The organism is Aquitalea magnusonii (genome assembly GCF_002217795.2).
Classification (GTDB): domain Bacteria; phylum Pseudomonadota; class Gammaproteobacteria; order Burkholderiales; family Chromobacteriaceae; genus Aquitalea; species Aquitalea magnusonii_B.
This window is the reverse complement of record NZ_AP018823.1, coordinates 4121239-4146421: the sequence shown is the minus strand read 5'-3', so window position 1 is coordinate 4146421 and position 25183 is coordinate 4121239. Positions and strand designations below refer to the sequence as shown.

26 protein-coding genes are annotated in these 25183 nt (G+C 61.9%); 13 read left to right on the top strand and 13 right to left on the bottom strand.

Translation table 11 applies throughout. The features are described from left to right. Positions 1-15: 15 nt before the first annotated feature. Entirely contained in the window at positions 16-1338 is a 1323-nt protein-coding gene (locus tag DLM_RS19430) for an ATP-binding protein (protein ID WP_231959912.1), read from the bottom strand. 3 nt (positions 1339-1341) lie between these two features. Then, positions 1342-2067, bottom strand: coding sequence for a two-component system response regulator OmpR (gene ompR / locus DLM_RS19425; protein WP_089082351.1), 726 nt, complete (start codon positions 2065-2067; stop codon positions 1342-1344). A 215-nt stretch (positions 2068-2282) separates the two neighbouring features. Between ompR and DLM_RS19420 the strand changes: the two genes are divergently transcribed. From DLM_RS19420 to DLM_RS19410, 3 genes are all read left to right on the top strand, one after another. After that, entirely contained in the window at positions 2283-2510 is a 228-nt protein-coding gene (locus DLM_RS19420) for a hypothetical protein (protein ID WP_089082350.1), read from the top strand. Positions 2511-2608: 98 nt separating this feature from the next. Continuing rightward, on the top strand, positions 2609-2986 hold the full coding sequence (locus tag DLM_RS19415) for a hypothetical protein (protein WP_089082349.1): 378 nt from the start codon (positions 2609-2611) through the stop codon (positions 2984-2986). Positions 2987-3088: 102 nt separating this feature from the next. Beyond that, a complete protein-coding gene (locus DLM_RS19410) occupies positions 3089-3520 on the top strand; it encodes a hypothetical protein (protein ID WP_231959911.1) in 432 nt (143 codons plus the stop codon). 28 nt (positions 3521-3548) lie between these two features. Here DLM_RS19410 and DLM_RS19405 read toward each other — a convergent pair whose 3' ends face one another. Beyond that, a complete protein-coding gene (locus DLM_RS19405) occupies positions 3549-4523 on the bottom strand; it encodes a quinone oxidoreductase family protein (RefSeq protein WP_089082347.1) in 975 nt (324 codons plus the stop codon). 209 nt (positions 4524-4732) lie between these two features. Between DLM_RS19405 and DLM_RS19400 the strand changes: the two genes are divergently transcribed. Both DLM_RS19400 and DLM_RS19395 read left to right on the top strand, forming a co-directional pair. Next, positions 4733-5272 carry a heme NO-binding domain-containing protein gene (locus DLM_RS19400; RefSeq protein WP_089082346.1) on the top strand — a complete coding sequence of 180 codons (540 nt, stop codon included), beginning with the start codon at positions 4733-4735 and terminating at the stop codon, positions 5270-5272. Next, positions 5269-6654: an ATP-binding protein gene (locus DLM_RS19395; RefSeq protein ID WP_089082345.1), complete on the top strand. Its 1386-nt coding sequence runs from the start codon at positions 5269-5271 to the stop codon at positions 6652-6654. Before DLM_RS19400 ends, DLM_RS19395 begins: the two co-directional genes overlap by 4 nt. Here the strand turns inward: DLM_RS19395 and DLM_RS19390 are convergent. Together DLM_RS19390 and DLM_RS19385 are read right to left on the bottom strand one after the other, a co-directional pair. After that, positions 6629-7198, bottom strand: coding sequence for a YqiA/YcfP family alpha/beta fold hydrolase (locus DLM_RS19390; RefSeq protein ID WP_089082344.1), 570 nt, complete (start codon positions 7196-7198; stop codon positions 6629-6631). The two genes, DLM_RS19395 and DLM_RS19390, sit on opposite strands and share 26 nt — an antisense overlap. A 122-nt stretch (positions 7199-7320) precedes the next feature. After that, positions 7321-8085 (bottom strand): substrate-binding periplasmic protein, encoded by a 765-nt coding sequence (locus tag DLM_RS19385; protein WP_089082343.1) that lies wholly within the window; start codon positions 8083-8085, stop codon positions 7321-7323. A gap of 118 nt (positions 8086-8203) precedes the next feature. Between DLM_RS19385 and metH the strand changes: the two genes are divergently transcribed. Then, positions 8204-11917 carry a methionine synthase gene (metH, locus tag DLM_RS19380; RefSeq protein WP_089082364.1) on the top strand — a complete coding sequence of 1238 codons (3714 nt, stop codon included), beginning with the start codon at positions 8204-8206 and terminating at the stop codon, positions 11915-11917. A 50-nt stretch (positions 11918-11967) separates the two neighbouring features. Here metH and DLM_RS19375 read toward each other — a convergent pair whose 3' ends face one another. Then, complete coding sequence (locus tag DLM_RS19375; protein WP_167467171.1) at positions 11968-13032, bottom strand: sensor domain-containing diguanylate cyclase; 1065 nt, start codon at positions 13030-13032, stop codon at positions 11968-11970. 258 nt (positions 13033-13290) lie between these two features. Here DLM_RS19375 and DLM_RS19370 point away from each other — a divergent pair, with 258 nt between their 5' ends. Further along, entirely contained in the window at positions 13291-13506 is a 216-nt protein-coding gene (locus DLM_RS19370; RefSeq protein ID WP_089082341.1) for a YdcH family protein, read from the top strand. Positions 13507-13583: 77 nt separating this feature from the next. Here DLM_RS19370 and DLM_RS19365 read toward each other — a convergent pair whose 3' ends face one another. Next, positions 13584-15449, bottom strand: coding sequence for an ABC transporter ATP-binding protein (locus tag DLM_RS19365; protein WP_089082340.1), 1866 nt, complete (start codon positions 15447-15449; stop codon positions 13584-13586). Positions 15450-15689: 240 nt separating this feature from the next. Next, on the bottom strand, positions 15690-16706 hold the full coding sequence (locus DLM_RS19360; RefSeq protein ID WP_089082339.1) for a class I SAM-dependent rRNA methyltransferase: 1017 nt from the start codon (positions 16704-16706) through the stop codon (positions 15690-15692). Between the two features lie 151 nt (positions 16707-16857). Here DLM_RS19360 and DLM_RS19355 point away from each other — a divergent pair, with 151 nt between their 5' ends. The 3 genes from DLM_RS19355 to DLM_RS19345 all read left to right on the top strand — a co-directional run bounded on the left by DLM_RS19355 (position 16858) and on the right by DLM_RS19345 (position 20154). Beyond that, positions 16858-17736, top strand: coding sequence for an HD domain-containing phosphohydrolase (locus DLM_RS19355; protein ID WP_089082363.1), 879 nt, complete (start codon positions 16858-16860; stop codon positions 17734-17736). Between the two features lie 103 nt (positions 17737-17839). Further along, positions 17840-19090, top strand: coding sequence for an MFS transporter (locus tag DLM_RS19350; RefSeq protein ID WP_231959910.1), 1251 nt, complete (start codon positions 17840-17842; stop codon positions 19088-19090). Positions 19091-19188: 98 nt separating this feature from the next. Further along, positions 19189-20154, top strand: coding sequence for an alpha/beta hydrolase (locus tag DLM_RS19345; RefSeq protein ID WP_089082338.1), 966 nt, complete (start codon positions 19189-19191; stop codon positions 20152-20154). 31 nt (positions 20155-20185) lie between these two features. Here the strand turns inward: DLM_RS19345 and DLM_RS19340 are convergent, their stop codons facing one another. The 3 genes from DLM_RS19340 to DLM_RS19330 form a co-directional block, all read right to left on the bottom strand. Beyond that, a complete protein-coding gene (locus tag DLM_RS19340; protein WP_089082337.1) occupies positions 20186-20683 on the bottom strand; it encodes a M48 family metallopeptidase in 498 nt (165 codons plus the stop codon). A gap of 37 nt (positions 20684-20720) precedes the next feature. Beyond that, positions 20721-21266: a GNAT family N-acetyltransferase gene (locus DLM_RS19335; RefSeq protein WP_089082336.1), complete on the bottom strand. Its 546-nt coding sequence runs from the start codon at positions 21264-21266 to the stop codon at positions 20721-20723. 75 nt (positions 21267-21341) lie between these two features. Further along, complete coding sequence (locus DLM_RS19330; RefSeq protein ID WP_089082335.1) at positions 21342-21785, bottom strand: Lrp/AsnC family transcriptional regulator; 444 nt, start codon at positions 21783-21785, stop codon at positions 21342-21344. 134 nt (positions 21786-21919) lie between these two features. Between DLM_RS19330 and DLM_RS19325 the strand changes: the two genes are divergently transcribed. The 3 genes from DLM_RS19325 to DLM_RS19315 all read left to right on the top strand — a co-directional run bounded on the left by DLM_RS19325 (position 21920) and on the right by DLM_RS19315 (position 23729). After that, positions 21920-22546 carry a LysE family translocator gene (locus DLM_RS19325; protein ID WP_089082334.1) on the top strand — a complete coding sequence of 209 codons (627 nt, stop codon included), beginning with the start codon at positions 21920-21922 and terminating at the stop codon, positions 22544-22546. Between the two features lie 66 nt (positions 22547-22612). Continuing rightward, entirely contained in the window at positions 22613-23074 is a 462-nt protein-coding gene (locus tag DLM_RS19320; protein ID WP_231959909.1) for a carboxymuconolactone decarboxylase family protein, read from the top strand. A gap of 55 nt (positions 23075-23129) precedes the next feature. After that, complete coding sequence (locus DLM_RS19315) at positions 23130-23729, top strand: FMN-binding negative transcriptional regulator (protein ID WP_089082333.1); 600 nt, start codon at positions 23130-23132, stop codon at positions 23727-23729. Between the two features lie 7 nt (positions 23730-23736). Here DLM_RS19315 and DLM_RS19310 read toward each other — a convergent pair whose 3' ends face one another. Together DLM_RS19310 and DLM_RS19305 are read right to left on the bottom strand one after the other, a co-directional pair. After that, on the bottom strand, positions 23737-24282 hold the full coding sequence (locus DLM_RS19310; RefSeq protein WP_089082332.1) for a YaeQ family protein: 546 nt from the start codon (positions 24280-24282) through the stop codon (positions 23737-23739). Between the two features lie 72 nt (positions 24283-24354). Next, positions 24355-25077, bottom strand: a complete 723-nt coding sequence (locus DLM_RS19305; protein WP_089082331.1) for an MliC family protein — start codon at positions 25075-25077, stop codon at positions 24355-24357. Positions 25078-25183: the final 106 nt, after the last annotated feature.

Here is a 25183-nt window from a genome sequence, read left to right as displayed (position 1 = left end):
CGTTTGCAGCCGGTTTCAGGCGGTAGCAGCTGCAGTGGTGAGCGGTAGCAGGATGCGCACGCGGAAGCCACCGTCTGCTTCATCGCAGAACTGCAGTTGCCCGTGGTGTTGTTTCACCACGCGCGACACGATGGCTAGTCCCAGCCCGCTGCCGCCATCGGTGCCACGGTGCTCGGCCAGGCGTTCAAACGGAGCCAGGGCTGATTCGCGCAAGGCGGCCGGGATGCCGGTTCCATGGTCGATCACGCTGAGCACCACCATGCCCTCATTCTGCTCGATTTCCACCCGTACCGGCGGCTTGCCATAGCGGCGCGCATTTTCCAGCAGATTGGACAGCAGGCGCTCCAATGCCAGCGCATCGGCCTGCAGTTCCGGTTCGGCAAGACGCAGCAGGCTGACATCCAGTCCGCTACGCGCCAGACGGGCCACCACGCTGTCCGCCAGCTCGGCCAGGGCCACCGGCTCCAGCCGTGCCGACTCCTCGGCGCGGGCAAAGTCGATGAACTGGCGCACGATACGCGACAGCTCATCGATATCGGCCAGCATGTCCGGCGTGTCAGCGCTGCTGTCCTGTAATTCCAGCATCAGTTTCAGCCGGGTCAGCGGGGTGCGCAGATCGTGTGACAGGCCGGCCAGCATCAGCCTGCGTTCGCGTGCCGCACTGTCCAGCGCACTGGCCATGTGGTTGAAGCCGCGCGCCAGGGCAGCCAGCTCACGCGGGCCATCTTCCTGCAGTGCCGGCGGCATATTGCCGCGCGCCAATTCACGCGAGGCTTCCACCACCTTGCCAATGGGGCGGGTGATGCGCCAGGCCACCAGCGAGGCCAGCAAGGTGGCCAGCAGGGTGGCCAGCAAGGCGGCCTGCATCAAGGAGTAAATGGGACGATCACTGTAGCGGCCAAAGGGAATCACCAGCCAGTACGGGGTGTCCAGCACATGCACGTTCACCCACAATTCGTTGCGGTCCTCGCGGTGAACCATGTAGCCGTGTACCGTATCATCCAGCCCCTTGCTCAGGCGGCTGACCAGGCTGTCGGCCACGCGTGGCAGCTCACGGTCGAATGGCTGATGGGCGGCGGCTTCCTGCGGCAGCAGTCGCGGCAGGCCGGGGCGGTTGTAGCTGGCCAGAAACGCAGTGCGCTGTGCTGCATTCATGTTGTCCATCGAGCCTTCCAGGAAGGCCAGCGTGTCCACCACCTGTGCATACAGCTGCTTGTCCATCAGCTTGTGGCGCTCGCCTGCCGCAATGTAAACAGTGACGATCTGGGTGGTCACCACCACCACCACCACCAGCACGATCAGGCGAAACAACAGGGAGCCGGTAATGCGGCGCAGCACCGCTTACTCCCGCTCGCTGCCGTCAGGCACAAATACATAACCATAGCCCCACACCGTCTGGATGAAGCGCAGCGGGCTGTCGCCGCCTTCCAGTGTCTTGCGCAGGCGCGAGATGTGGACGTCGATGCTGCGGTCCAGCGATTCGCCATTGCCCTTGCCCAGCGCCATTTCCATGAGCTGTTCGCGGGTGAGGGGGCGACGCGGGTGGGTGGCCAGTACGGTAAGCACGGCAAATTCCGCCGTGGTCAGAGACAGCACCTGCTGGTTTTTTTGCAGCTCGCGGCGACCCAGATTAAGCTGGAACTCGCCGAACTCGATCACTTCGTCAGACTCGTGGCGGGCTGCCAGCGCCGGGGTGGCATGGTGGCGGCGCAATACCGACTGGATGCGCGCGGTCAGTTCGCGCGGGTTGAACGGCTTGGGCAGATAGTCGTCCGCGCCCATTTCCAGGCCCAGGATGCGGTCCACGTCTTCACCGCGCGCGGTCAGCATGATGACAGGCACCGTCTCGCCCTGGGCACGCAGGCGGCGTACCACCGCCAGGCCGTCATCACCCGGCATCATCACGTCCAGCACCATCAGGTCCGGGCGGTTGCGCGCCAGTTTGCGGTCCAGTTCGCGCGCATCCGGCAAGGTATCCACCACGTAGCCCTGCTGACCCAAATAGCGGGTGAGCAATTCGCGCAGCTTGGCGTCGTCGTCGACGATGAGAATCTTGTTGTGTTCCATGTTGTTTTCCTTGATGGCCGCGCTACTTGCGCTTCGGCCCGCATGCTGATGGCAAAGCTTAACCTGCCCCGGCGCGGCAGGCGATGGTGGATCATGAATTTATGTGTCAACGCTGACGGGCATTCACATAAGTTAACATTTGGTAACATGCGGCACACGGTTGCGCAAAGACGGGCTTCTAGACTGCAAGCGTGTCCTGCTTGCCGGAGAACATCATGACGAATAAGCCACTGATTTTCATGCTAGTTGCCGTATCCACCCTGCTGCTGTCGCCACTGGCCAGTGCCACCGAGCATGGTGGCAATGGCGCGGATATCCGCGAAGCCCGCCAGATGGCGCAGGCCCAGTCCGGGCAAGCTGCCATGGCTGCGCCGGGCGGAGCGAGCGCAAGCCAATCCGCGGCCATGCCCGACAGCATGCGCCGGCCCAGCGGCGAGAAATAACACTGTCGGCGCCCACGGCGCCATTCCCCACCCGCCTGCTGCTGCGATTCCCAAGCATCGCCGTGGCAGCAGGCCAGATGTCAGGTTAAAATGAAGCCATGAAGGACCATGCCATTTATGTCTTGCTGTTTGCCACGGTGACGGCTTGCGCCTTGCCGGCGGCGGCACAGGGCCCGAATGGCCCGGAAGATGGCGCGACGGAGTTTCCACACTTCTCGCGTTCGTCGGCCGGTGAGGAACGCCGCCTGCGCAATCTGCGTCTGAAGGAGGCGGTGCAGGCCGGTGACCTGTCTCCGGAAGATGCCCGCCGACTGCAGCGCAGACATCAGCCGGCGGGGCCGCCGCCCGGTGGTCCAGGCGCGCCGGACCGCTATGGCCCGGATGGTCTGTCCCATCCGCCATTGCCGCCGCCGGGCCAGCGCAACTTCTGGCGCGACAAGCGGCAAAAAGCGCAGGAACAGTACCAGAACGATTGAGCCGGCTGCATGGGTAGCCGGAGATTGCCAGTGGCAAGGATCACGGCCTTGAATAAAGCTTGGGGAAAGTGGAGTAGCAAACGCCTGCTGGCGGGAATGGCCATGCTGGTGTCAACCGCATGGTCGCTGAGCGCACTGGCTGCGCCGGACTGCGACAAGGCCATGGCACCGCAACGCTGTGCCAGTTACCGGCAGGGCTGGCTTAGCTGCAATGACATGGCAGATGGTGCGCGTCGTTCCTGCATCGAACAGTTCACACCGGCACTCAGTTGCAAGCGCAGCCGCGATGCCCGCCGCTGCGAAGCGCTGCAAGCCGCGCAGGCAGCCTGCAATGACAGTGAAGGCCAGGCAAGGCGCGACTGTGTGCTGGCGCAGCTGCCTGCTCCAGATTGCAGCCGGGCCGCCAGCAAGGCACGTTGCGAACAACGCGCCGCCGCCGAACTCGATTGCGTGCAAAATGCCGGTCAGCAGGGCCGGGAGTGCGTGCGCAAAGCCCTGATTCCCGCCCCCGCCGCCTTACCGGCCGGCCACTGAGCACCGCCGTTCTTGCCCTGAGCCAGTCTCAGGGCAGCAGGATGAGGGAGCCTGTGGTACGGCGGCTTTCCAGGTCGCGGTGTGCCTGTGCCGCATCGGCCAGCGCATAGCGGGCAGAAGGCTGCACCCGGATGGCTCCGCTGGCAAGGCGCTCGAACAATGCCTGTGCTGATGCCTCCAGCTCGCTTCTGCTGGCCACATAGTCGCCCAGCTTGGGCCGGGTGAAGAACAGCGAACCCTTTTGTGACAACAGCAGCGGCTCGAAGGCCGGTACGGCACCGGAGGCATTGCCGAAGCTGACAAAAGTGCCGCGTGGTGCCAGGCTGTTCAGCGACATCTCGAAAGTGCTTTTCCCCACCGAGTCGTACACTACCGGCACGCCTTGTCCGCCGGTGATCTCGCGCACGCGTGCCACCACGTCTTCCTGGTTGTAGTTGATCACATGGGCGCAGCCTAGCTGGCGAGCCAGCTCACCCTTGGCGGCGGAACCCACGGTGCCGATCACCCGCACGCCCATGGATGCCAGCCACTGCACGGCAATCTGTCCCACGCCGCCAGCTGCGGCATGCCACAGCACGGTCATGCCGGGCTGCACGGCAAAGGTACGGCGGATCAGGTACTCCACCGTCATGCCTTGCAGCATGATGCAGGCGGCTACTTCGTAGCTGATGCTGTCCGGCAGTTTCACCAGCACGGCAGCGGGAATCAGGCGCTGGCTGCTGTAGGCACCCAGCGGGCCGCCCGCATAGGCCACCCGGTCGCCCACGGCCACATGACTGACCCCTTCGCCCACCGCCAGCACCGTGCCCGCAGCTTCACTGCCCAGGCCGCTGGGGAGCGGAACCGGATACAGCCCGCTGCGCTGATAGGTATCGATGAAGTTGATGCCGATGGCCGCATGCTGCAGCAACACCTCGCCCGGACCAGGGTTGCCGATCAGCACCTGTTCCAGTTGCAACACCTCTGGGCCGCCGTGGCGATGAAAACGGATTGCCTGGCTCATCTTGCCCACCTTTCCTGGCTTGTTGACAGGTTTCGAGTCTGCACCTGCCTGCTTTGCACCGGCAAGCGCCTTGTACTGAACAGTCTGTTTTTTAAGGATTACCGCTTGGTATTTGGCTGTATTTGTTTCTACATTGAATCAATCCCTGGCATTGCGCGGTGTGGTGAAAGGACAAGGGGCGACGGGCGGGAAACAGGAAAGGGCATGACATGAAAGGCGTGGTGTTTACCGAATTCATGGAGATGGTGGAAGCGCGTTTTTCCGCCGAGATGGTGGATGACATTATCGAGGATGCACAGATCAAGTCCGGCGGTGCGTATACCGCGGTGGGCAACTACCCGTTTGCCGAGCTGGTGGCGATGATCACCGCGCTGTCGCGCCGCAGCGGCATGCCTACCTCGGAGCTGATCTTTCACTTCGGACATTATCTGTTTGGCCGTTTTGCCGTGCTCTATCCCTACAGTATTCAGTCCTGTAGCAGTTCTTTCATGGTGTTCGAGGGGATAGAGAAACATATCCATGTGGAGGTGCAAAAGCTCTACCCTGACGCGCAGTTGCCGGATATTCAGGTTGTGGAGCGTGACGACAAGCGGATGATATTGCTGTACCGCTCGCCACGTTGTCTGGCACCGCTTGCCACCGGGCTGATCCAGGGCGCGCTGGATCATTTCTCCGAACAAGGCCGTATCACCGCCGAGCCATTGAATGCAGAGGGTAGTGAGGTGCGCTTTGTAGTGGAGTTGCTATGAGCCAGAGCGAGCTGTCCCAGTTGCAAGAGCAATTGCAGCGCTATCAGAAGCGGTATTTACGCGAGAAAACCGCCCGCAAAGAAGCCGAAAGCTTGCTGGAGCAGCGTAGCCGTGCCTTGTACGACGCCAATTTCGAGCTGTCCACCGTGGCAGCGCAACTGGAGAAAATTGTCGAATGGCGGATGGCGCAACTATCCGAGGCCTTGCTCAAGGCGGAAATGGCAGCCAAGGCCAAATCGGAATTCCTGGCGGTGATGAGTCACGAAATACGCACGCCGCTCAATGGTGTGCTGGGCATGGCCGAACTATTGTCACACAGCCAGCTGACGCGGGAGCAGGGCGATCAGGTGGCGACCTTGCAAGAATGTGGGACATCGCTGCTGGCGCTGATCAATGACATCCTTGACCTGTCCAAGATTGATGCCGGCAAGCTGACTCTGGAGCAGCGCCCCTTCAATCTGTACAGCCTGCTGGACAGCGTAGTGAGCCTGTTTGAACCCAAGGCCATGGAGGCGGGGCTGACCGTCACCTGGCAGCGCCCGACCGGCCACGCCTGGCTACTGGGCGATGCCACCCGCCTGCGGCAGATCACCAGCAATCTGCTGAGCAATGCCATCAAGTTTACCCACCAGGGCGGCATTACCGTCAGCGTGAGCATGGCGCCGCTGGAGGATACTTTCGACATGCTGCGCTTGCAGCTGGATGTGCGCGATACCGGCATCGGCATGACCGAGGAGCAGATGGGCAAGGTATTCACCGCCTTCGAGCAGGCCGACTCCACCACCACCCGCCGCTATGGCGGTACCGGGCTGGGGCTGGCCATCTGCCGCCGCCTGGCCGAAGCCATGGGCGGGCGCATTGATGTCAGCAGTGTGCCGGGGGAAGGCAGTTGCTTCAGCGTGTACTGGGTGGCCACTACGGTGGCCGCACCGCAGACAGAGGCACCCGCCGAAATACAGCCGCAGGCGGTGGTGCCGGCCAGTACCCAGTCCTTGTCGGTGCTGGTGGCCGAGGACAATATGGTCAATCAGAAACTGATCATCAAGCTGCTGGACAAGCTGGGTTATCGCGATGTGCTGCTGGCCGGCAATGGCCGTCAGGCACTGGAGCGGGTCAGCCAGGGCGATGTGGAGCTGGTGTTGATGGACATGCAGATGCCGGAGATGGACGGGCTGGATGCCACCCGTGCCATTCGCCAGAGCAAGCTGCCGCGTCAGCCGCACATCATTGCGCTGACGGCCAATGCCTTTGACGAAGACCGCGAGCGCTGCCAGCAGGCCGGCATGGATGATTTCCTGTCCAAGCCGGTTAGCCTGGAGCGGCTATCGGCGGCCATGCAGCGCGGTCACAACCATCTCAATCCGCCTGGCGCAGCCAGCTGAACAGGGCGGGCAGACCAGCCGGCCAACGCGACAGCCGGTGGTCATCACCATTGAATACACTCTGGCGCTGGCCGGCGTAACGGCGGGCTGCCAGTCTCCAGTCCAGCACCTCGTCGGCACTGCCCAGCCACAGCCAGTACTGCCCGTGGCGGATGCCGGTTGGTTGCATGGCCAGCAGCGCCTGCATGTCCTGCTCCCCCAGGACATAGTCCTCGCCGGAATACGGGTTGTGCTGGGGGCCAAGATGGCGCAGCAAATCCTGATGCGGCTGGACCGCCGGGTTGATCAGTGCCGCCTTGCGGCCATGTTTTTCTGCCAGCACTGTGGCGTAGTAGCCGCCCAGGGAACTGCCGATCAGTGCCGTATCGGCGGGCAGCGACAGTAGCAAGGTCTCCGCCTGGGCAATGGCTTGCGCCGGGTGGGGAGACAGTTGTGGGCAGTGCAGGGTGAGGCCTGGGGCATGCTGTTGCAGCCAACTGGCGGTTTCTTGTGCCTTGAGGGATTGTGGTCCGGAGTTGAATCCGTGCAGGTAGATGATGTGCATGGCGCGACAAAGAAAAACGGCAAGCCCAGAGGGTTGCCGTTTTTGCCGCCGTTGGCAAGGAAAACTTGTTCCACGTGAAACAAGTTTGATGCACCACAAATTTGCTGGCCTGGCGGTTGGTGCTATTCAGCCTGCCATTCGTAGGATTTCAGAATGGCCTTGAGTTTGCCGCTGCGACGCATGGCGTCAATGCCCTGGTTCAGCCGCTCGGTGCTGATGGGCGAGTGCGGAGCCACCGCGCACATGGTAGGCATGTAGGTGACGGTCAGCGGGTGTTGCTTGAAACTGCGCGCATCCTGAGGATTGCTTTTTGCCCACCAGGCTAGCTCCAGTTCGGAAGAGATGGCCACATCGGTCAGTTTCTTTTGCAGCGATTTCACCAGCAGCTCCAGCCGCGGCTCATCCACGCGGGTGGTGCGGCCCACTGCCCACAGGTGCTCCAGCGTGGGGTAGCTGTAACCGCGAATGGTGCCGATACGCTTGCCCACCATTTCATCCGCCTGGCGGATGTCTGGCAGCTCGCGCAGTGACAGCGCTCTTTCCACCTGCGGGTAGAATTCGCGCGTCCAGCCCAGCCGGGTGGCATTGCCATACCATTCCGGGTTGGCATTGCACACGATATTGACCTTGCCGCTTTCGATGGTGCTTTCCACCCGCTTGCGGGCAATCACCACATACTGGGCTTTCAGGCCCAGTTCGCTTGCCAGGGCATCGCCCAGCTCCTTGATCAGGCCACTGGCCAATGCCTGGTTATCCGGCGTCAGTACCACGATGGGTGGGGCATCCGAATCGGAAACCCCGATTTTCAGTATGCCGCCGGCCTGGATCTGCAGGCTCAGCACTGTTCCCGCCAACAGTGCCGGCCAAGTCTTATTCAAAGCAACCATAAGCTTGTATTCTCTTCTTCTTAGTTAGTTGTCTGACAGTTCCAAGTGCAATGGTAAACTGTTCGGCCGCACCATGAGTGTGCCACCCATCGTTCTTCACCATAACAGCCTGTTTGCCATGACCAAAAAACCCACGCATCCGGTATTTTCCCAGCTGTCCCAGCGCATCCTGATTCTGGATGGCGGCATGGGCACCATGATTCAGCGCCATGCGCTGCAAGAGGCTGATTACCGTGGCGAACGGTTTGCCGACTGGTGCTGTGACGTCAAAGGCAACAACGACCTGCTGGTGCTGACCCGGCCAGATGTGATTGGCGGCATTCACCAGGCGTATCTGGACGCCGGGGCCGACATCATTGAAACCAACACTTTCAATGCCACCTCCATTGCCATGGCTGACTACCAGATGGAAAGCCTGGTGTGGGAAATCAACCACGCGGCGGCCAAGCTGGTGAAAGAGCTATGTGTTGCGCAAACCGCAAAGAATCCGGCCAAGCCGCGTTTCTGTGCCGGCGTGCTGGGGCCGACCAACCGTACTGCCAGCATCAGCCCGGATGTGAACGACCCGGGTTATCGCAATGTCAGCTTTGACGAACTGGTAACGAGCTATACCGAGGCCATTGACGGCCTGGTGGCGGGGGGGGCGGACTTCCTGCTGGTGGAGACCATTTTCGACACACTGAACGCCAAGGCGGCGGTGTTTGCCATCCACCAGTATTTTGACGATCACCCGGACATCGCCCGCCTGCCCATCATGGTGTCCGGCACCATTACCGACCAGTCCGGCCGCACGCTGACCGGCCAGACCACCGAAGCCTTCTACAACAGCCTGTCGCACGCCGATGCCATGTCCTTCGGCCTCAACTGTGCGCTGGGGCCGGACTTGCTGCGTCCCTATGTGGAAGAGCTGTCGCGCGTGTCCGCCACCTATGTCTCGGTGCATGCCAATGCCGGTCTGCCCAATGCCTTTGGCGGTTACGACCTGGAACCGGCAGCCATGGGCGAGTTCGTGCGCGAATGGGCCGAATCCGGCCTGATCAACATCGTCGGCGGCTGTTGTGGCACCACGCCGGAGCACATCGCCGCCATTGCCGCTGCGGTGGACGGCATTGCACCGCGCAGTTTGCCGCAGATCGAAGCCAAGTGCCGCCTGTCCGGGCTGGAGCCCTTCAACATTGGCGATAAGGACCTGTTCGTCAACGTGGGCGAACGCACCAACGTCACCGGCAGCCGCGCCTTTGCCAAGCTGATTCTGAACGGCGACTACGCCACCGCGCTGGATGTGGCACGCCAGCAGGTGGAAAACGGTGCGCAGATCATCGACATCAATATGGACGAGGGCATGCTGGATGCGCTGGCGGCGATGGATCGCTTCCTCAAGCTGATCGCCGCCGAGCCGGACATCGCCCGCGTACCCATCATGATCGACTCCTCCAAGTGGGAAGTGATCGAAGCCGGCCTCAAGTGCATTCAGGGCAAGGGCATCGTCAACTCCATTTCCATGAAGGAAGGGGTGGACAAGTTCAAGGAACAAGCGCGCTTGCTGCGCCGTTACGGCGCGGCGGTGATCGTGATGGCCTTCGACGAAAAAGGCCAGGCCGACACCTACGCCCGCAAGGTGGAAATCTGCGAAAAGAGCTACCGCATCCTGGTGGACGAGGTGGGTTATCCGCCGGAAGACATCATCTTCGACCCCAATATCTTTGCCGTGGCCACCGGTATCGAAGAACACGCCCGCTATGGCCTGGATTTCATCGAAGCCACCGGCTGGATTCACAATAACCTGCCGCATGCCAAGGTATCCGGCGGCGTGTCCAACGTGTCCTTCTCCTTCCGTGGCAACAACAAGGTGCGCGAGGCGATTCACGCTGTGTTCCTCTACCACGCCATCCAGCGCGGCATGACCATGGGCATCGTCAATGCCGGTGCGCTGGAAGTGTATGACGAGGTGGACAAGGAGCTGCGCGAGCGCATCGAGGACGTGGTGCTGATGCGCACCCCCAAGGATGGTGGCGATGCCACCGAACACCTGATTGCGCTGGCCGAACGCTTCAAGGGCGAAGCGGCGGGCGAGAAGAAGGGCGAGGACCTGTCCTGGCGTGAGTGGCCGGTGGAAAAGCGGCTGGAACACGCGCTGGTCAAGGGCATCACCACCTATATCGTGGAAGACACCGAAGAAGTCCGTCTCAAGAGCGCCCGCCCGATCCACGTGATCGAAGGCCCGCTGATGGACGGCATGAACGTGGTGGGCGACCTGTTTGGCGCCGGCAAGATGTTCCTGCCGCAGGTGGTGAAATCCGCCCGCGTGATGAAGGCGGCGGTGGCGCACCTGGAACCCTTCATCGAGGAAGAGAAGATTGCCCTCGGTCTGGCCGATGCGCCGGCCAAGGGCGTCATCATCATGGCCACGGTGAAGGGCGATGTACACGACATCGGCAAGAACATCGTCGGTGTGGTGCTGCGCTGTAACAACTACAAGGTGATCGACCTGGGTGTGATGGTGCCGTGCCAGACCATTCTGGACGCCGCGCGCGAGCACAAGGCCGACATCATCGGCCTGTCCGGCCTGATTACCCCGTCGCTGGAAGAAATGAGCCATGTGGCCAAGGAAATGCAGCGGCAGGGCTTTGATATCCCGCTGCTGATTGGCGGTGCCACCACCTCCAAGGTCCACACGGCGGTGAAGATTGCCCCGCACTACCAGCAGCCGGTGGTGTATGTGCCGGATGCCAGCCGTGCGGTGGGCGTGTGTTCCAACCTGCTGTCCGACACCCTGCGTGACGGCTTTGTCGCCGACAACCTGGCCGAGCAGGAGCGCGCCCGTGAAGGCCATGCCAACAAGGCCAGCCGCAAGGTGGTGAGCCTGGACGCAGCCCGCGCCAACAAGCAGCGCACCGACTGGTCGGCCTACACTCCGCCCAAGCCGCAGTGGCTGGGCGTGCGCCGTTTCGAAAACTACCCGCTGGCCGAGATTGCCGCCTTCATCGACTGGACGCCTTTCTTCCAGAGCTGGGAGCTGGCTGGCCGCTTCCCGCGCATTCTGGACGACGAGATTGTCGGCGAGTCCGCCCGCAGCCTGTATGCCGATGCCCAGACCATGCTCTCGCAAATCATCAGCGAAAACTGGCTTGGCGCCAATGCGGTGATCGGCCTGTTTCCGGCGGCCACGGTGAATGATGACGATATCGACATCCGCAGCGTGGACGGCAGCGCCAGCCAGATGACCTGGGTGGGCCTGCGTCAGCAACTGCCCAAGGCGGACGGCAAGCCCAACTGGGCGCTGGCGGACTACATTGCCCCGGCCGACAGCGGTGTGCAGGACTACATCGGTGCCTTTGCCGTCACCGCCGGCATTGGCATCGAGCCGCATGTGAAGCGTTTTGAAGAGGCCAATGACGACTACTCCGCCATTCTGCTCAAGGCGCTGGCCGACCGTTTGGCCGAAGCCTTTGCCGAACTGATGCACCAGCGCGTGCGGCGCGAGTTCTGGGGCTATGCTGCCGACGAGGCGCTGGACAACGAAGCCTTGATCGACGAGAAATACCGCGGCATCCGCCCGGCACCGGGCTACCCGGCCTGTCCGGACCATACGGTGAAGAAGGAACTGTTTGCCCTGCTGGACGCACCGGGCATCGGCATGACCCTGACCGAAGGCTATGCCATGCTACCCACGGCGGCGGTGTCCGGCTTCTACTTCAGCCATCCGGAATCGCGCTATTTTGGGGTGGGCAAGGTGGAGAAGGATCAGGTGAGCAGCTATGCCCAGCGTCGCGGGGTGACGCTGGAACAGGCCGAGCGCGATCTGGCACCCAATCTGGGTTACGACGCCTGATGGTCTGCCTGCCGGCCTGAGGCCGCCTGCGGGCGGTGTTGGGCCGGTGTTCAGGTTTGAATGGCTTGCTGAGGGTGGGTGGCATGCCTGTCCGGTAACACCAGTACAAAGCAGTTCTTGCCTGCCTGCTTGGCTTGGTACATGGCCTGGTCTGCCAGCCGCAAGGCCGCGCTCATCCCGACCCGTCCATCCATGTATACAATGCCGATGCTGATGGAAACCCTGCGTTGCTGAACATGGCAGGCATTGACCCGTGCAATCAGCTCCGCGGCCACCTGGGTGGCCTGCAGCCGGTTGGTCCTGCGGGTAAACAGGCCAAACTCCTCACCACCCAGCCGTCCGCACAAATCAATATCAGGATGCGTATTCAATTGCATGGCCACTTCACGCAGCACCTGGTCTCCCGCCTCATGGCCAAAATCATCATTGATGCTTTTGAAGTCATCGATATCCACCATCATGAAATAGCCCTGTTGTAGCGGATACCAGGCCTGCAGCTTTTCCAGCAGGCTGCGGCGGTTGTCGATGCCGGTCAGGGCATCCTGAAAGGCCAGCACTTCCAGCTTGCTGCGCAGCAGATAGCCGCGCAGGCGTAAGCGGCGGAACAGGATGTTGAGCATCAGGCCGGTGGCCATGCTGTTGGTGATCAGCAGAGCGACCCAGGAGTCTTGCGCCCACAGATGCTGATCGGCCAGCGTGCCTTGCAGCATGATCACCCAGATGCCGGTACTGGCCAGCAGGAAGGCATGGGTGCTGTGAAACACCGGAGCCATGGTCAGGATGATGCAGACCGCGACGGATGTTGCCCAGGGGCCGGGCTCGGTGGTTAGCAGCATGTTCAGCCGAAAGCCCAGTCCCAGCCCTGCCAGGTGCAGCAGCATGCCCAGCAGCAGCGTGCGCGGGTGGCTGGCTTGCCAGGACAGCAGGCTGCCTCCCAGCATGGCCACGATCACCAGCAGGATGTTGGCGCTCTCTACCTGCCGGGAGGGATGGCTGAGCAGCAAGGATGCCAGCCAGGCACAAAAACCCAGTATCTGTAGAGAAACGGCAATAGGGCGCAGTTCCAGAAAGGACTGATGCTGGAAATCAGCATCGCTGGCGCAGTGATATTGCATGAGGCCTCCAGACAGGGGCTTGGCCTTATGCAGGCCAAACCGGATGACATCGCAGCATCGTGGCGGCTTGGACAGGGGTGGTCGACTGGACCTAGGTGCAGGAATGTCTTGACTGGCCAACTGCGCGGCATGGCGCACAATGGCGACAGCTCTGTCGTGCATATGCCTTAGATCAAGAACGCCGGCAGAGTGCGGGACTAGCATGAAGTTGTAGTCAGGTGGCATGCAGCCGCCCAACCCACCCATCAGGAGAAGCCCATGTTTCCAGAATTCCGCGAACTGATCAGCAAACTGAAAACCGAAGACGAGCATTTCAGCCGTCTGTTCAACAAGCACAATGAACTGGACCAGACCATCAAGAACATCGAAGCCGGTATCGAAAAGGGCAGCCAGTTTGATGTGGAAGTGCTGAAAAAGGAAAAGCTCAAGCTGAAGGACGAACTGTATGTGATCCTGAAAAAGGCTGAAGCCTGATCACGGCACGTGGCAGAAACAAAAAAACCCGCCAGCAGGCGGGTTTTTCATTGCAGCAAAGTCCGGCTTGTACGGCATCAGGCCGGGTCAAGCTCGCCGGGGCGGACATCCTCGCCGGCATCCTCCCCCAGAAAACCACCGCTCTGGTGCGCCCACAGCCGGGCATATAGTCCACCCTTGGCCAGCAGGCTGGCGTGATCGCCTTCTTCCACCACCCGGCCCTGGTCCAGCACGATCAGCCGGTCCATGGCGGCAATGGTGGACAGGCGGTGTGCGATGGCAATCACCGTCTTGCCTTCCATCAGCCGGTACAGGCTGCCCTGGATGGCGGCTTCCACTTCCGAATCCAGCGCGCTGGTGGCTTCGTCCAGCAGCAGGATGGGGGCATCCTTCAGCATCACCCGGGCGATGGCCACGCGCTGGCGCTGGCCGCCGGACAGCTTGACGCCACGCTCACCCACATGGGCATCGTAGCCCTTGCGACCCTTGGGGTCGGTCAGCGACTGGATGAAGTCATGGGCTTCGGCCTGGCGGGCGGCATGGATCATGGTGGCATCGTCGGCTTCAGGTCTGCCGTACAGCAGATTGTCGCGTACCGAGCGATGCAGCAGCGAGGTATCTTGCGTCACCATGCCGATTTGCGCGCGCAGGCTGTCCTGGGTGACGCTGGCAATGTCCTGGCCGTCAATCAGGATGCGGCCTTGCTCCACATCGTAAAAGCGCAGCATCAGGTTGACGATGGTGGACTTGCCGGCCCCGCTGCGTCCCACCAGGCCGATTTTCTCGCCCGGACGGATGGTGAGGTTCAGCTGGTCGACAATGGTGCGTTCGCCACCATAGGAAAAGCTGACATTCTCAAAGCGGATTTCGCCGCGTGTTACCTGCAGCGCACCGGCATCGGGACGGTCGACAATCGCCACCGGGCGCGACAGGGTGCTGATGCCGTCGTGTACCGTGCCGATGTTTTCAAACAGGCTGGACATCTCCCACATGATCCAGTGCGAGACGCCATTCAGGCGCAGTGCCATGGCGGTGGCCGCTGCCACGGCGCCAATGCCGACCTCGCCCAGTGTCCACAGCCACAGGGTGGCACCGGCGGTGCTGGCAATCAGCCCCATGCTGAGAATGTGGTTGACGATTTCAAAGCTGCTGACCAGGCGCATCTGGCCATAGGCCGTTTGCATGAACTCCTGCATGGCGCTCTTGGTGAAGGCGGCTTCGCGCTGGCCTTGGGAAAACAGCTTCACCGTGGCGATATTGGCGTAGGCATCGGTCACGCGGCCGGTCATCAGCGAACGCGCATCGGCCTGGCGGGTGGACGCCTTGCCCAGCCGCGGTACAAAAAAGGCCAGGGTGGCAATGTACAGCAGCAGCCAGCCGACAAAGGGCAGCAGCAGGATGGTATCGAAGCTGCCTACCACGGCCACCATGGTGATGAAGTAGATCACCACGAACACCAGGATGTCGGTGATGATCAGCACGGTATCGCGCACGGCCAGCGCGGTCTGCATCACCTTGGCGGCCACCCGGCCGGCAAATTCATCCTGATAAAAGCTCATGCTTTGCCCCAGCAGATGGCGGTGAAACTGCCAGCGCAGCCGCATGGGGAAATTGCCGAACAGGCTTTGGTATTTGAACATGGCCTGCAGCGCGATCAGTACCGGACTGGCCAGCAAAATGCCGCCCAGCAGCAGCAAATGCTCGCGCTCCTGGCTCCACAAGCGGGATGGGGCTACATGGCTGAGCCAGTCCACGACCGAACCGAGCATGGAAAACAGCAGGGCTTCGAATGCACCGATGGTGGCGGTCAGCAGGGTCATGCACAGGATATAGGGGCGCATGCCGCTGGTGGCGGACCAGACAAAAGCAAGAAAACCGCTGGGCGGCTGGATGGGAGGGGTGTCGGGGTAGACTTCTACCCGTTTTTCAAACCAGGAAAACATAAAGATCGTCCTTGCCCGGAATTTGGGTCCGTTGGGGTTGTATGGGTGTAAGACCTTAGCTGGAAGCAAAGCAATCAGCAATGCTTTTTTTGCATGGCAGACGGCGGGGAGGGTCAGCCGGGCGGCCGGATTGGCAGGAAGTAATATGTTTATGGCATGGTTGCCGGCAAGAGTGGCAAGGCCGCGGGACAAACAAAAACGCCTTGCCGGGCGGGCAAGGCGTTGTGCCTGGTCAGGCGATCAAACGTGCAGTTGCACGATCTTGAGCGGATGCTGGCCATCCAGGCTGGGGAAGTCTTCTTCCGGGGTGATCCACTCCACCGCCTTGATCGGGCGACCGGCTTTGTCGGCACTGCGCTTGAGTGCTTCCAGCCAGGCCTCGCCATCCACCTGGGCCACATTATTGCAGCAGATCAGCACCCCGCCGGGAGCGGTACACAGCAGGGCAGGCTTGAACAGCGCCTGGTAGTCGTTGATCAGATCCACCACGCCAAACGGGCTCTTGGCGTAGCGTGGCGGGTCGAGGAAGACCACATCGAACTGGCGCGCTTCCAGCGTGGGGAAGGGCGGCATTTTCTTGCCACGCACCATCTTGGGCTGGCCGATGCCGGACAGTTGGCGCAGGGCGGCAAAGGCATCGCTTTGCACGCAGCGCGGTCGGGTGGTCAGGCTGTTGAGCTTGGCATTGGCACGACCCACGGCCAGGCTGGATTCGGCAAAATCCACATTCATCACGAAGCTGGCACCACCTTTGGCTGCGGCCAGACCCACGCCGCAGGTGTAGGCAAACAGGTTGAGCACGCTCTTGCCTTCGGCCAACTGCTTTACACGGCGGCGGCCGGCGCGCAGGTCGAGGAATAGCCACGGGTCCTGCCCGCTGTGACGACCACGGATGTGATAACGGATGCCCAGCTCGTGTGCCACGCGGTTTTCTTCGGCCACGGCCTGTTCCGCCAGGCTCAGCGTATTGCTGATGCGCGAGTTGGCATTGCTGCGGTCGTTGTAGACCAGTTGCAGTTCAGGCAGGCTGGCGGCGTAAAACTGGCGGATTTCGTCCAGTTCTTCGTCGCTCAGCGGCTGGTGGAAGCTTTGCACCAGCAGCAGGTCCCCGTAGCGGTCTATCGTCAGGCCGGATACGCCCTCCACACTGCCATGGAACAGGCGGTAACTATTGGTATCTTCGGCGATCAGGCGGCTGACAAGATCGTGGCGACGATCGGCTGCGGCTTGCAGCAGGGCGCTCAGGGAGTTGGACATGGAATGCTTTCTTTCTGGAATGAGGGCAATTGTAAGCCCTTGGGGGGCATGCCTCAAAATTAGCACTAAGCTGTAAGAATTCATTGGCTGCTTCGACCCATCACTGACAGCCAGATCACGGCCCGTGCGTGGCCATTTTGCGGAGCAGAGCATGCAGGCAGCGCAGGAATTACTCAAAACCCTCTACACCATGGCCATGATGGTGGAAACCCGTGACGCCTATACCGGTGGCCATTTATGGCGGGTGTCGCGTTTCTCCGGCCTGCTGGCGCAGGAAATGGGGCTGGCGCGCGGCGAGGTGCTGCGTATCATGCTGGGCGGCTTTCTGCATGATCTGGGCAAGATTGGCGTACCCGATGCCATTCTCAACAAGCGCGACCGTCTGACTGACGACGAGTATGCGGTGATCAAGACCCATCCGCAGCAGGGGGCGGATTTGCTGCGTGAGCATCCGCTGGCCGCCCTGGCGATGGACGCGGTGCTGATGCATCACGAAACCCCGGATGGTCGTGGCTATCCGGCTGGCCTCAAGGGCGAGGCCATTCCCATGGTGGCGCGCATCGTCGGCATTGCCGATGCCTTTGATGCCATGACCAGCCACCGTCCCTACCGGGCAGGCATGCCGATTGCGCGGGCGCTGGACATCATTCGCGAAAATCTGGGCAGCCAGTTCGACCGCACTTGCGGTGAGCACTTCATTGCGCTGGGGGAAGCCGGCAAGCTGGAACACATCGTCGGTCACAGCGAAGCAGGCATTCCCTTGCAGCAATGCCAGGCCTGCGGTCCCATCATCGCCATCCCGCGGCGCATGCAGGATGGCGATACCGTGCATTGCCCCTCCTGTGGCGGCGGCTACCGCTTGCACCGGCAAGGGTCGGGACTGGCACTTGCCCCCACCGGAGAGCAGGACCCCTTGCAGGTGCAGCGGCCGGCGGTGGACCACGAACTGGTGGCCGAGCTGGTGCAGGAGGCATCCGCCTGCTTGCAGCCGGTGCGCCAGGCCGGCTGGCTGGCGCGGCTGTTTGCCTGAGCTGCGCCGCATGCCGTACTGGATGATTGTGTCAGCAAGTGTTAAGCGCGGGGTGTAAGGCTAGAGTTACAGACGTTTAGCCGGTAGGCTTGAGTTCTTTGTCATGGCCATTCCGGCCGTCTTTACTGCTTCCATGAACGACGCGTCTGCATCCTTGCGGCATTGCCGCCCTTTCTGGCATTTCTGGTTGGCCCGTGTATTGCTGACCGCCGGTTTTCAAATTCTTACCGTGGCCATTGGCTGGCAGGTGTATGCACTGACCGGCAGTGCGCTGGATCTGGGCCTGGTGGGCTTGCTGCAGTTTTTGCCGCGGGTATTGCTGGTGCTGGTGACTGGCGCGGTGTCCGACCGCTTCGACCGGCGGCGGGTGGTGGCTGTCAGTCTGGCCATTCAGGCCGTGGCGGCAAGCGTGCTGCTGCTGGGTAATCTGGGCGCGGGCTGGCAGGTCAGCCGCGGCTTGATCTTCGCCCTGTCGGTGGTGGTGGGCTGCTGCCGCGCCTTCGACATGCCGGCCATGCAGTCGCTGTTGCCCAATATCGTGCCGCCGCGTTTGCTGGGGCAGGCCATTGCCATGGCGGCTTCGGCCAATGAGGCGGCCACCATCGTGGCCCCGGCACTGGGGGGCTTCCTGTATGCGCTGGGTGCAGAGTTGACCTATGGCCTGGCCGCCGCCAGCTTTGTGGCCTGCCTGCTCTTGGTCAGCCTGCTGCCTTCCAGCCGGGTGCTGCCCACCGGCCAGCGCGTGTCGCTGGATTCCCTGCTGATGGGGGTGCGTTTCATCCGCAGCCGCCCGGATATCCTGGGGGCGATATCGCTGGACCTGTTTGCCGTGCTGCTGGGCGGTGCCACTGCCCTGCTGCCGATTTTCGCGCGCGACATCCTGCATACCGGCCCCTGGGGCCTGGGCCTGCTGCGCTCGGCCCCGGCAGCCGGTGCCTTGCTGATGTCGGCCTGGCTGATGCGCCATCCCATCCGGCGTCGCTCCGGCCACATCATGTTTGCCGCCGTGGCGGTGTTTGGCTTTGCCACCATCCTGTTCGGCCTGTCCAGCAGCTTCCCGCTGTCCTTGCTGGCGCTGATGCTGCTCGGTTCGGCTGATGTCATCAGCGTGGTGATCCGCGGCACGCTGGTGCAACTGGAAACGCCGGATGACATGCGTGGCCGGGTCAATTCGGTGAACTCCCTGTTTATTGGCGCCTCCAACCAGCTTGGTGAATTCGAGTCCGGTGTGACAGCGGCCTGGTTGGGTGCCGTCCCCGCCGTGGTATTGGGCGGCGTGGGAACCTTGCTGGTGGTGGTGCTGTGGATGCGCTGGTTTCCACAACTGGCGCGGCGGGATCAGCTTGCGCCCTAGCGCGTGCCGCGCATGCTGGCATCATTCATGACTTTGGTATATTAATGTCGGCCTGAACTGATCTCTTCCCGACTCAGGACCCGACCCAGGAGAGCGCCATGCATGCTGTCAGCCCCAAGCTGACTGACTGGTTGTTCCAGCTGAACCAGCTTGTCCGCCGCTTGCAGGAAAGTGGCTACAAACCCACCGCCATTGGTGCCCGCGAGGCCCTGGCCAATGTCACCCGCACGCTGGTGAGCCCCGGCCCGGATATTGCCTGGGTGAATGATGAAATCGTCCATGGCCGCGATTACAGCGTGCCGGTGCGTATTTATCATCCGGCCCCGGACGAGGCGCGGCCGGTACTGCTGTTTTTGCATGGCGGTGGTCATACCGCGGGCAGTGTCAGCGTGTACGACCCCATCAGCCGGCGACTGGCGGCAGCCACCGGCCATGTGGTGGTGGTGCCGGAATACCGGCTGGCACCGGAAAACCCTTATCCGGCGGCATTGCATGATGTTTACGCGGTGGCGCGTGGCGTGTTTGCCGCGCTGGAGGCGCGTGGTCTGCCCTATGTGCGGCAACTGGCCTTGGCCGGAGACTCGGCCGGTGGTGCGCTGGCGGCTACGGTGAGTGCGCGTGCTCAGCACGATACCGCCTTGCAGATTGCCGCCCAGGTGTTGATCTACCCCAGCCTGGACTACAGCATGAGCCTGCCGTCGATTACCGAAAATGGCGAAGGCTATTTCCTTAACAGCGATCGCATTGCCTGGTATTTCGACAATTATTTCCAGCGTGGCGAAGACCGCATGGCGGCATCCCCGCTGCACATGACCGTGACGCCGCGCATGCCCGCCACCCTGGTGGTATCGGCCGGTTTCGACCCGCTGCGCGACGAAGCACTACGCTATCTGGACAAGTTGCAGGCTGCGGGCGTGGTGTGCGAGCACCTGCATTTTGCTGATCTGGTGCATGCTTTCCTGAACATGGAGCAACTGGTGGCCGAGGAGTGCGGCCAGACCTACCGCCACATCGCGGCTTTCCTGACACGGCAACAGGCGGCGCAGGCGGTATCGTTGTCCTGACCGTCTACCCGCCGAGTGGTCTGCGGCGGATTCAGGCCGGCTTCAGCTCGCGCAGCGTCAACCACAGCCGGGTATCGAACTCCAGTTGGTGGTAGTCCGGTTCCATATGGCAGCACAGTTGGTAGAAGGCTTTGTCGTGGTTTTTTTCGCGCAAATGCGCCAGCTCATGTACCACGATCATGCGCAAGAACGGCTCTGGTGCGTCGCGGAACAGGCTGGCAATGCGGATTTCATGCTTGGCCTTGAGCTTGCCGCCTTGTACGCGGGAAACCTGGGTATTGGTGCCCAGCGTGCCTTTTACCGGATGTTGCTGACTGTCGAACAGCACCTTGGTGGGGGCGGGGGCATTTTTCAGATAGCGCTGCTTGAGCGCACCAACATACTGGTACAGCGCATTATCGCTTTGTACCTGATGGGTGGCGGGATAGCGTGCGGCCAGCCAGTCGCCCAGGCTGCCGTCGTCCAGACGGGCCTGAACCTGGGCAAGCAGGGCGGGTGGATAGTGCAGCAGGTATTTGAGGGCAGACATGCCGCCAGTGTAGCAAAGCGCTGACGGCTGCGGCGGATCAGGCTGCCACGCTGCCGCTGCCGGCCAGCAGTGCCGGCTGCTTCCAGCGGTAGCACAGCGCAACGGCCTTGCTGCCGTCCGGTGCCAGCACGTTTTCCCGGTCCACCATTTCCCCACCCATGCGGTTGTAAAAGCGGCGCGCGTCGCTATTGGCCTCGTACACCCACAAATGCATCGACGTGCCAGGCTGCAGTCGGTCGGCCTGGGCTGCCGCCGCCTGCAGCAGGGTGCGGCCTACGCCACGGCCCTGCTGGCCGGGCAGGACATGCAGATTGTCCAGCAGCAGGCCACGTTCGGTTTCGCCATCTGGCAGCAGGCAGACAAAACCCACCGGCTCGCCATCCCACAGGGCCAGTTGCACCCACAGGTGGTTGTCGTAATGAAAGCGGCGGGTCCACATGGTGAGACGTTCGGTGGGCGCTACGTGGTCCAGGTAATCGTCGGACAGGATGCGGCGGTAGCTGTTTTGCCAGCTTTCGGTGTGCAGGCGGGCAATCAGGTCTGCATCGTCAAAGGTGGCCGGGCGCAAGGTCAGCGAAGTCATGGAGCGTGTCAGAGGGGTGTGGATCTTGGGATTTTACGACAGGCAGATGACATTAAGGTTCGGTTTACATACAAATTAACGTGGCTGGCGTAAGGCCTGCTGGCTGATGGGGGTGGACAGGATGATGGAGGTGCGGGTTTCGCCCAGATGATTCACCCGTGCCACCAGCGCTTCCAGATGCGCCACATCACGGGCCAGCAGGCGGAACAGATAGGAATCCGCCCCGGTGACATGGTGGCACTCCATGACTTCCGGCATGGCCGACAGGATATCCAGCAGCTTCTTCTTATAGGGTTGCGCCACGGTGATACCTACCATGGCGGACAAGGTATAACCGGCTTTTTGTGGTGCCAGCCTGGCATGGTAGCCCTGGATCACGCCGGATTCCTCCAGCCGCTTTACCCGCTCCGACACCGCCGGGACGGACATGTCCACGGCGCGCGCCAGCTCCGTCAGTGACAGCCTGGCATCGTGCTGCAGGCATTCAAGAATTTTCCAGGATTTGCTGTCAATTTCCATTTGGATGGGTCCTTTCAGGTCAAAAGCGGCCGATGCCTTAATTTATCAGCTTGTACTGTATTTCTGCCTTAAAAACGGCATGTGCCAGCGCTGGGCAGGCAGGCAGACTGATGGGCTGGAAAGAGAGGAATGCCATGACACTGTTGACCTTGTATGGCCAGGCGCTGCTGGTGGGGCTGGCCATTGCTGCCCCGGTCGGACCGATTGGGCTGTTGTGCATAGACCGCACCCTGCGCCATGGGCCGTGGGCAGGCTTGGCCACCGGCCTGGGCGCCGCTACTGCCGATGGTCTGTATGCCAGCCTTGGCGCCTTGGGCCTGAGCATGCTGATCAACCAGTTGACGGCGCTGGCCATGCCGCTGGCGCTGGCCGGTGGCGGCTTTTTACTGTGGCAGGGGCGGGCCATGCTGCGCGCGCCGCTGAGTGAGCCTGCCATGGCGCGTGTGGCACCGGCTAGCGGGCTGCTCACGGCCTATCTGTCGGCACTGGGACTGACCCTGGGCAACCCGATGACCATTCTGTCCTTTGTCGCCATTTTTTCCGGACTGACCGGCCAGGCCAGCAGCGGTGGCCACCAGGCGCTGGTGATGGTGGCGGGCATCGTGTCCGGCTCTGCCTTGTGGTGGTGTGTGCTGGCGTTTGGTCTGGGCAGCGTATTGCGGCGCGTGGGGCCGCGCGGCAGGCAATGGCTGGACCGAGGCTGTGGCGCACTGCTATTGGGCATGGGGGGCTGGATGTGCTGGCAGGCGCTCCAGCGCTAAATGGGTAATTGGTTCTATCTAGAATAATATAAGTGGTTCTTTGATGGGGCCAGGTGCTGCTGGATAATGAAGCTCCTGTCAGCCGGAGAACACGCCATGACCACCTTGCGCCAGCCCTATGCCACGCTGTCGGCCCCGGCCCTGCAGCATTTGCGCGCCATCAAGCAGCAACTGGAGGACAGTCCGCTGGGGCGTAATCTGGTGGAGCTGGTTTACCTGCGGGTTTCACAGCTCAACGGCTGTGCCTTTTGTCTGGATCTGCATGGTCGTGCCTTGCGCAGCGGCGGCGATAGCGCCGCGCGGCTGGATACGCTGGCGGGCTGGCGGCTGAGTCCGCATTTCACTGCGCGGGAAAAGGCGGCGCTGCTCTGGGCCGAGTCAGTCACGCTGATTGCCAGCACCCAGGCTGACGATGCGGCCTATAGCCCGTTGCTGGAACACTTCAATGCCCAGGAAATTTGCGATCTCACCATGGCCATCGCCAGCATGAATGCGCTCAACCGGCTGGCCATTGCCATGCGCCAGTAGCGGCAGTGTGTTGCCCGGATCTGCCCTTGATCAATTGTGTTGATGGAGTATTGCGATGAGCCTGTATTGCCCATCTGCTTTTCGTGCCGAGGCTGAGTATGCCGCACGCGTGATGGCGGATAATCCGCTGGCCACCCTGATGACCCCGGCCGGAGACGAACCGTGGATCAGCCATGTGGTGTTGTTGCCCGACCCGCAGCACCCTGATTGCCTGTTGGGGCATCTGGCACGCGCCAATCCGCATGCCGCGGTGTTGTTTGCACAAGACAGCGTGGCAGTATTTGCCGGTGTGCATGGCTATGTATCGCCGCGCTGGTATGTGTCCGATGGCATGGTGCCCACCTGGAATTACCGCGTGGCGCATGCACATGGCCGGGCAGAGCCGGTGGATGGTGAGCAGTTGACTGCGCTGTTACAGCAGTTGGCCCGCCATTTTGAAGGGCCGGCGGGCTGGAGTACCGACGCCATGCCGGCGCAGGCAATGGCCGCCATGCAGCGTGGCATCGTGGGTTTCCGGCTGCGGGTGGCGCGTTGGGATGTCAAGGCCAAGCTCAGCCAGAACCGGCTGCCACAGGACCGGCACGCGGTGATCACTGCGCTGGAGCAAGGAGACGAGGCGGCCCGTCAACTGGCCGCAGCCATGCCCCGGCCCTGATGCGGCCTCAGTGGGGGACTTTGAGGGCTTCCACTTCCACCAGTACGCTGCGGCTTTCATCCGCCAACCACAGTTGGCCGTCCTGCACCGTGGCGGTCAGTTGCATGCCGCGCTGGCACAGGGATGCCAGTTCGGCCTGGGTGGCGGTGCTGATGCGGTAGACGCTGAGCTTGTCCAGCTTGGCCAGCTTGTTTTCGATTTGCGGCCACCACACTTCGCTGGAACGGCCACCATAGCTGTACAGCACCACCTTGTCGGCGCGGCTGCAGGCTTTCTTCAGGCGCTTTTCATCCGGTTCGCCCAGCTCAATCCACAGTTCGATTTCCTCGCTGTAATTCTTTTGCCACAGCTCGGCCTCGTCGTCGGCACTCAGGCCACGGGTAAAGCTGAGGGTTTCGCTGGCATTGAGCACAAAGGCCACCAGACGCACCATCAGGCGCTCAACCGTTTCAGAAGGATGTTGCGCCAGGGTCAGGTTATGGCTGGCGTAATAGCCGCGGTCCATGTCGGAAATCGACAGGCCGGCTTTATAAATGGTGGCGGTCAGGGCCATGAGTGATATCCGGGTTGCAATGTTGGCTGCACATGGTCCGGTGCGGCTGCCGGCCGGTGCAGGGGGATGGACTTATTGTTCAGGCTGGCTGATGCACAGCAGGCTTTCGCCCTTCCAGTTGATGCTGGCTTCTTTGCCGCGAATGGTGAATTCGACGTTCTGGCCGGCATAGCGGGCTCCGCCGGTAACCAGCTCCTGCTGGTGCAGGATGGCCTGGCTCTTGCCGCGTACCAGCCGCGCGGTGGCGGGTTTGGTGCGGTAAAAGGTGGCCAGCACGTCGTTGTTGCCGCCACCGCCGCACAGATAATGCAGCGGTGTCAGCGAAGGGGCCAGCTCCCAGCTGGCCTGCAGTTCGGTAATGCGCAGGATATAGGTATCCCCCAGGCACATGTGGGGGTTGTCGTTTTTCATGCAGTCTTTGAGGTTGTGTACCCAGTGACGCTGTTCCTGCTGCAGCTTGCTCATGCTCAGGTTGCCGCCCGGTGTCTGCCGGGCCTTGTCCATCGCCTGGGTGTATACCTTGTCCAGCCGGTTGCCCAGCCGGATCAAGCCCTCATCCTGGCACAGCATGGTTTCCATGGCATTGGCCGGCTTGTTGCAGTCGAAGTCGGTGGCCTGGACGGTGGGAACGGGCGGCTGCGCGGGTGGCACGCTCTGGCGTAGGCCGCTGTTACCACCACCCTTGCCCCTGTCCGACCCGGTACCAAGCGAGTGCGAACCGTTCAGGGCGTGAGCCAGGCCGGGTGCAAGCAGCAGCAAGATGACTGCCGTGGGTACGGAGCGGATGTTGAGCATGCATTATTGTGCCATGTGCAGCGTTGTTACGCTGCATCAATCCGCAGGACAATTTCCCAGCCTGCGCAATTGTCTGTAAACTCGCCCGCTTTCGCGTCTTGCCAAT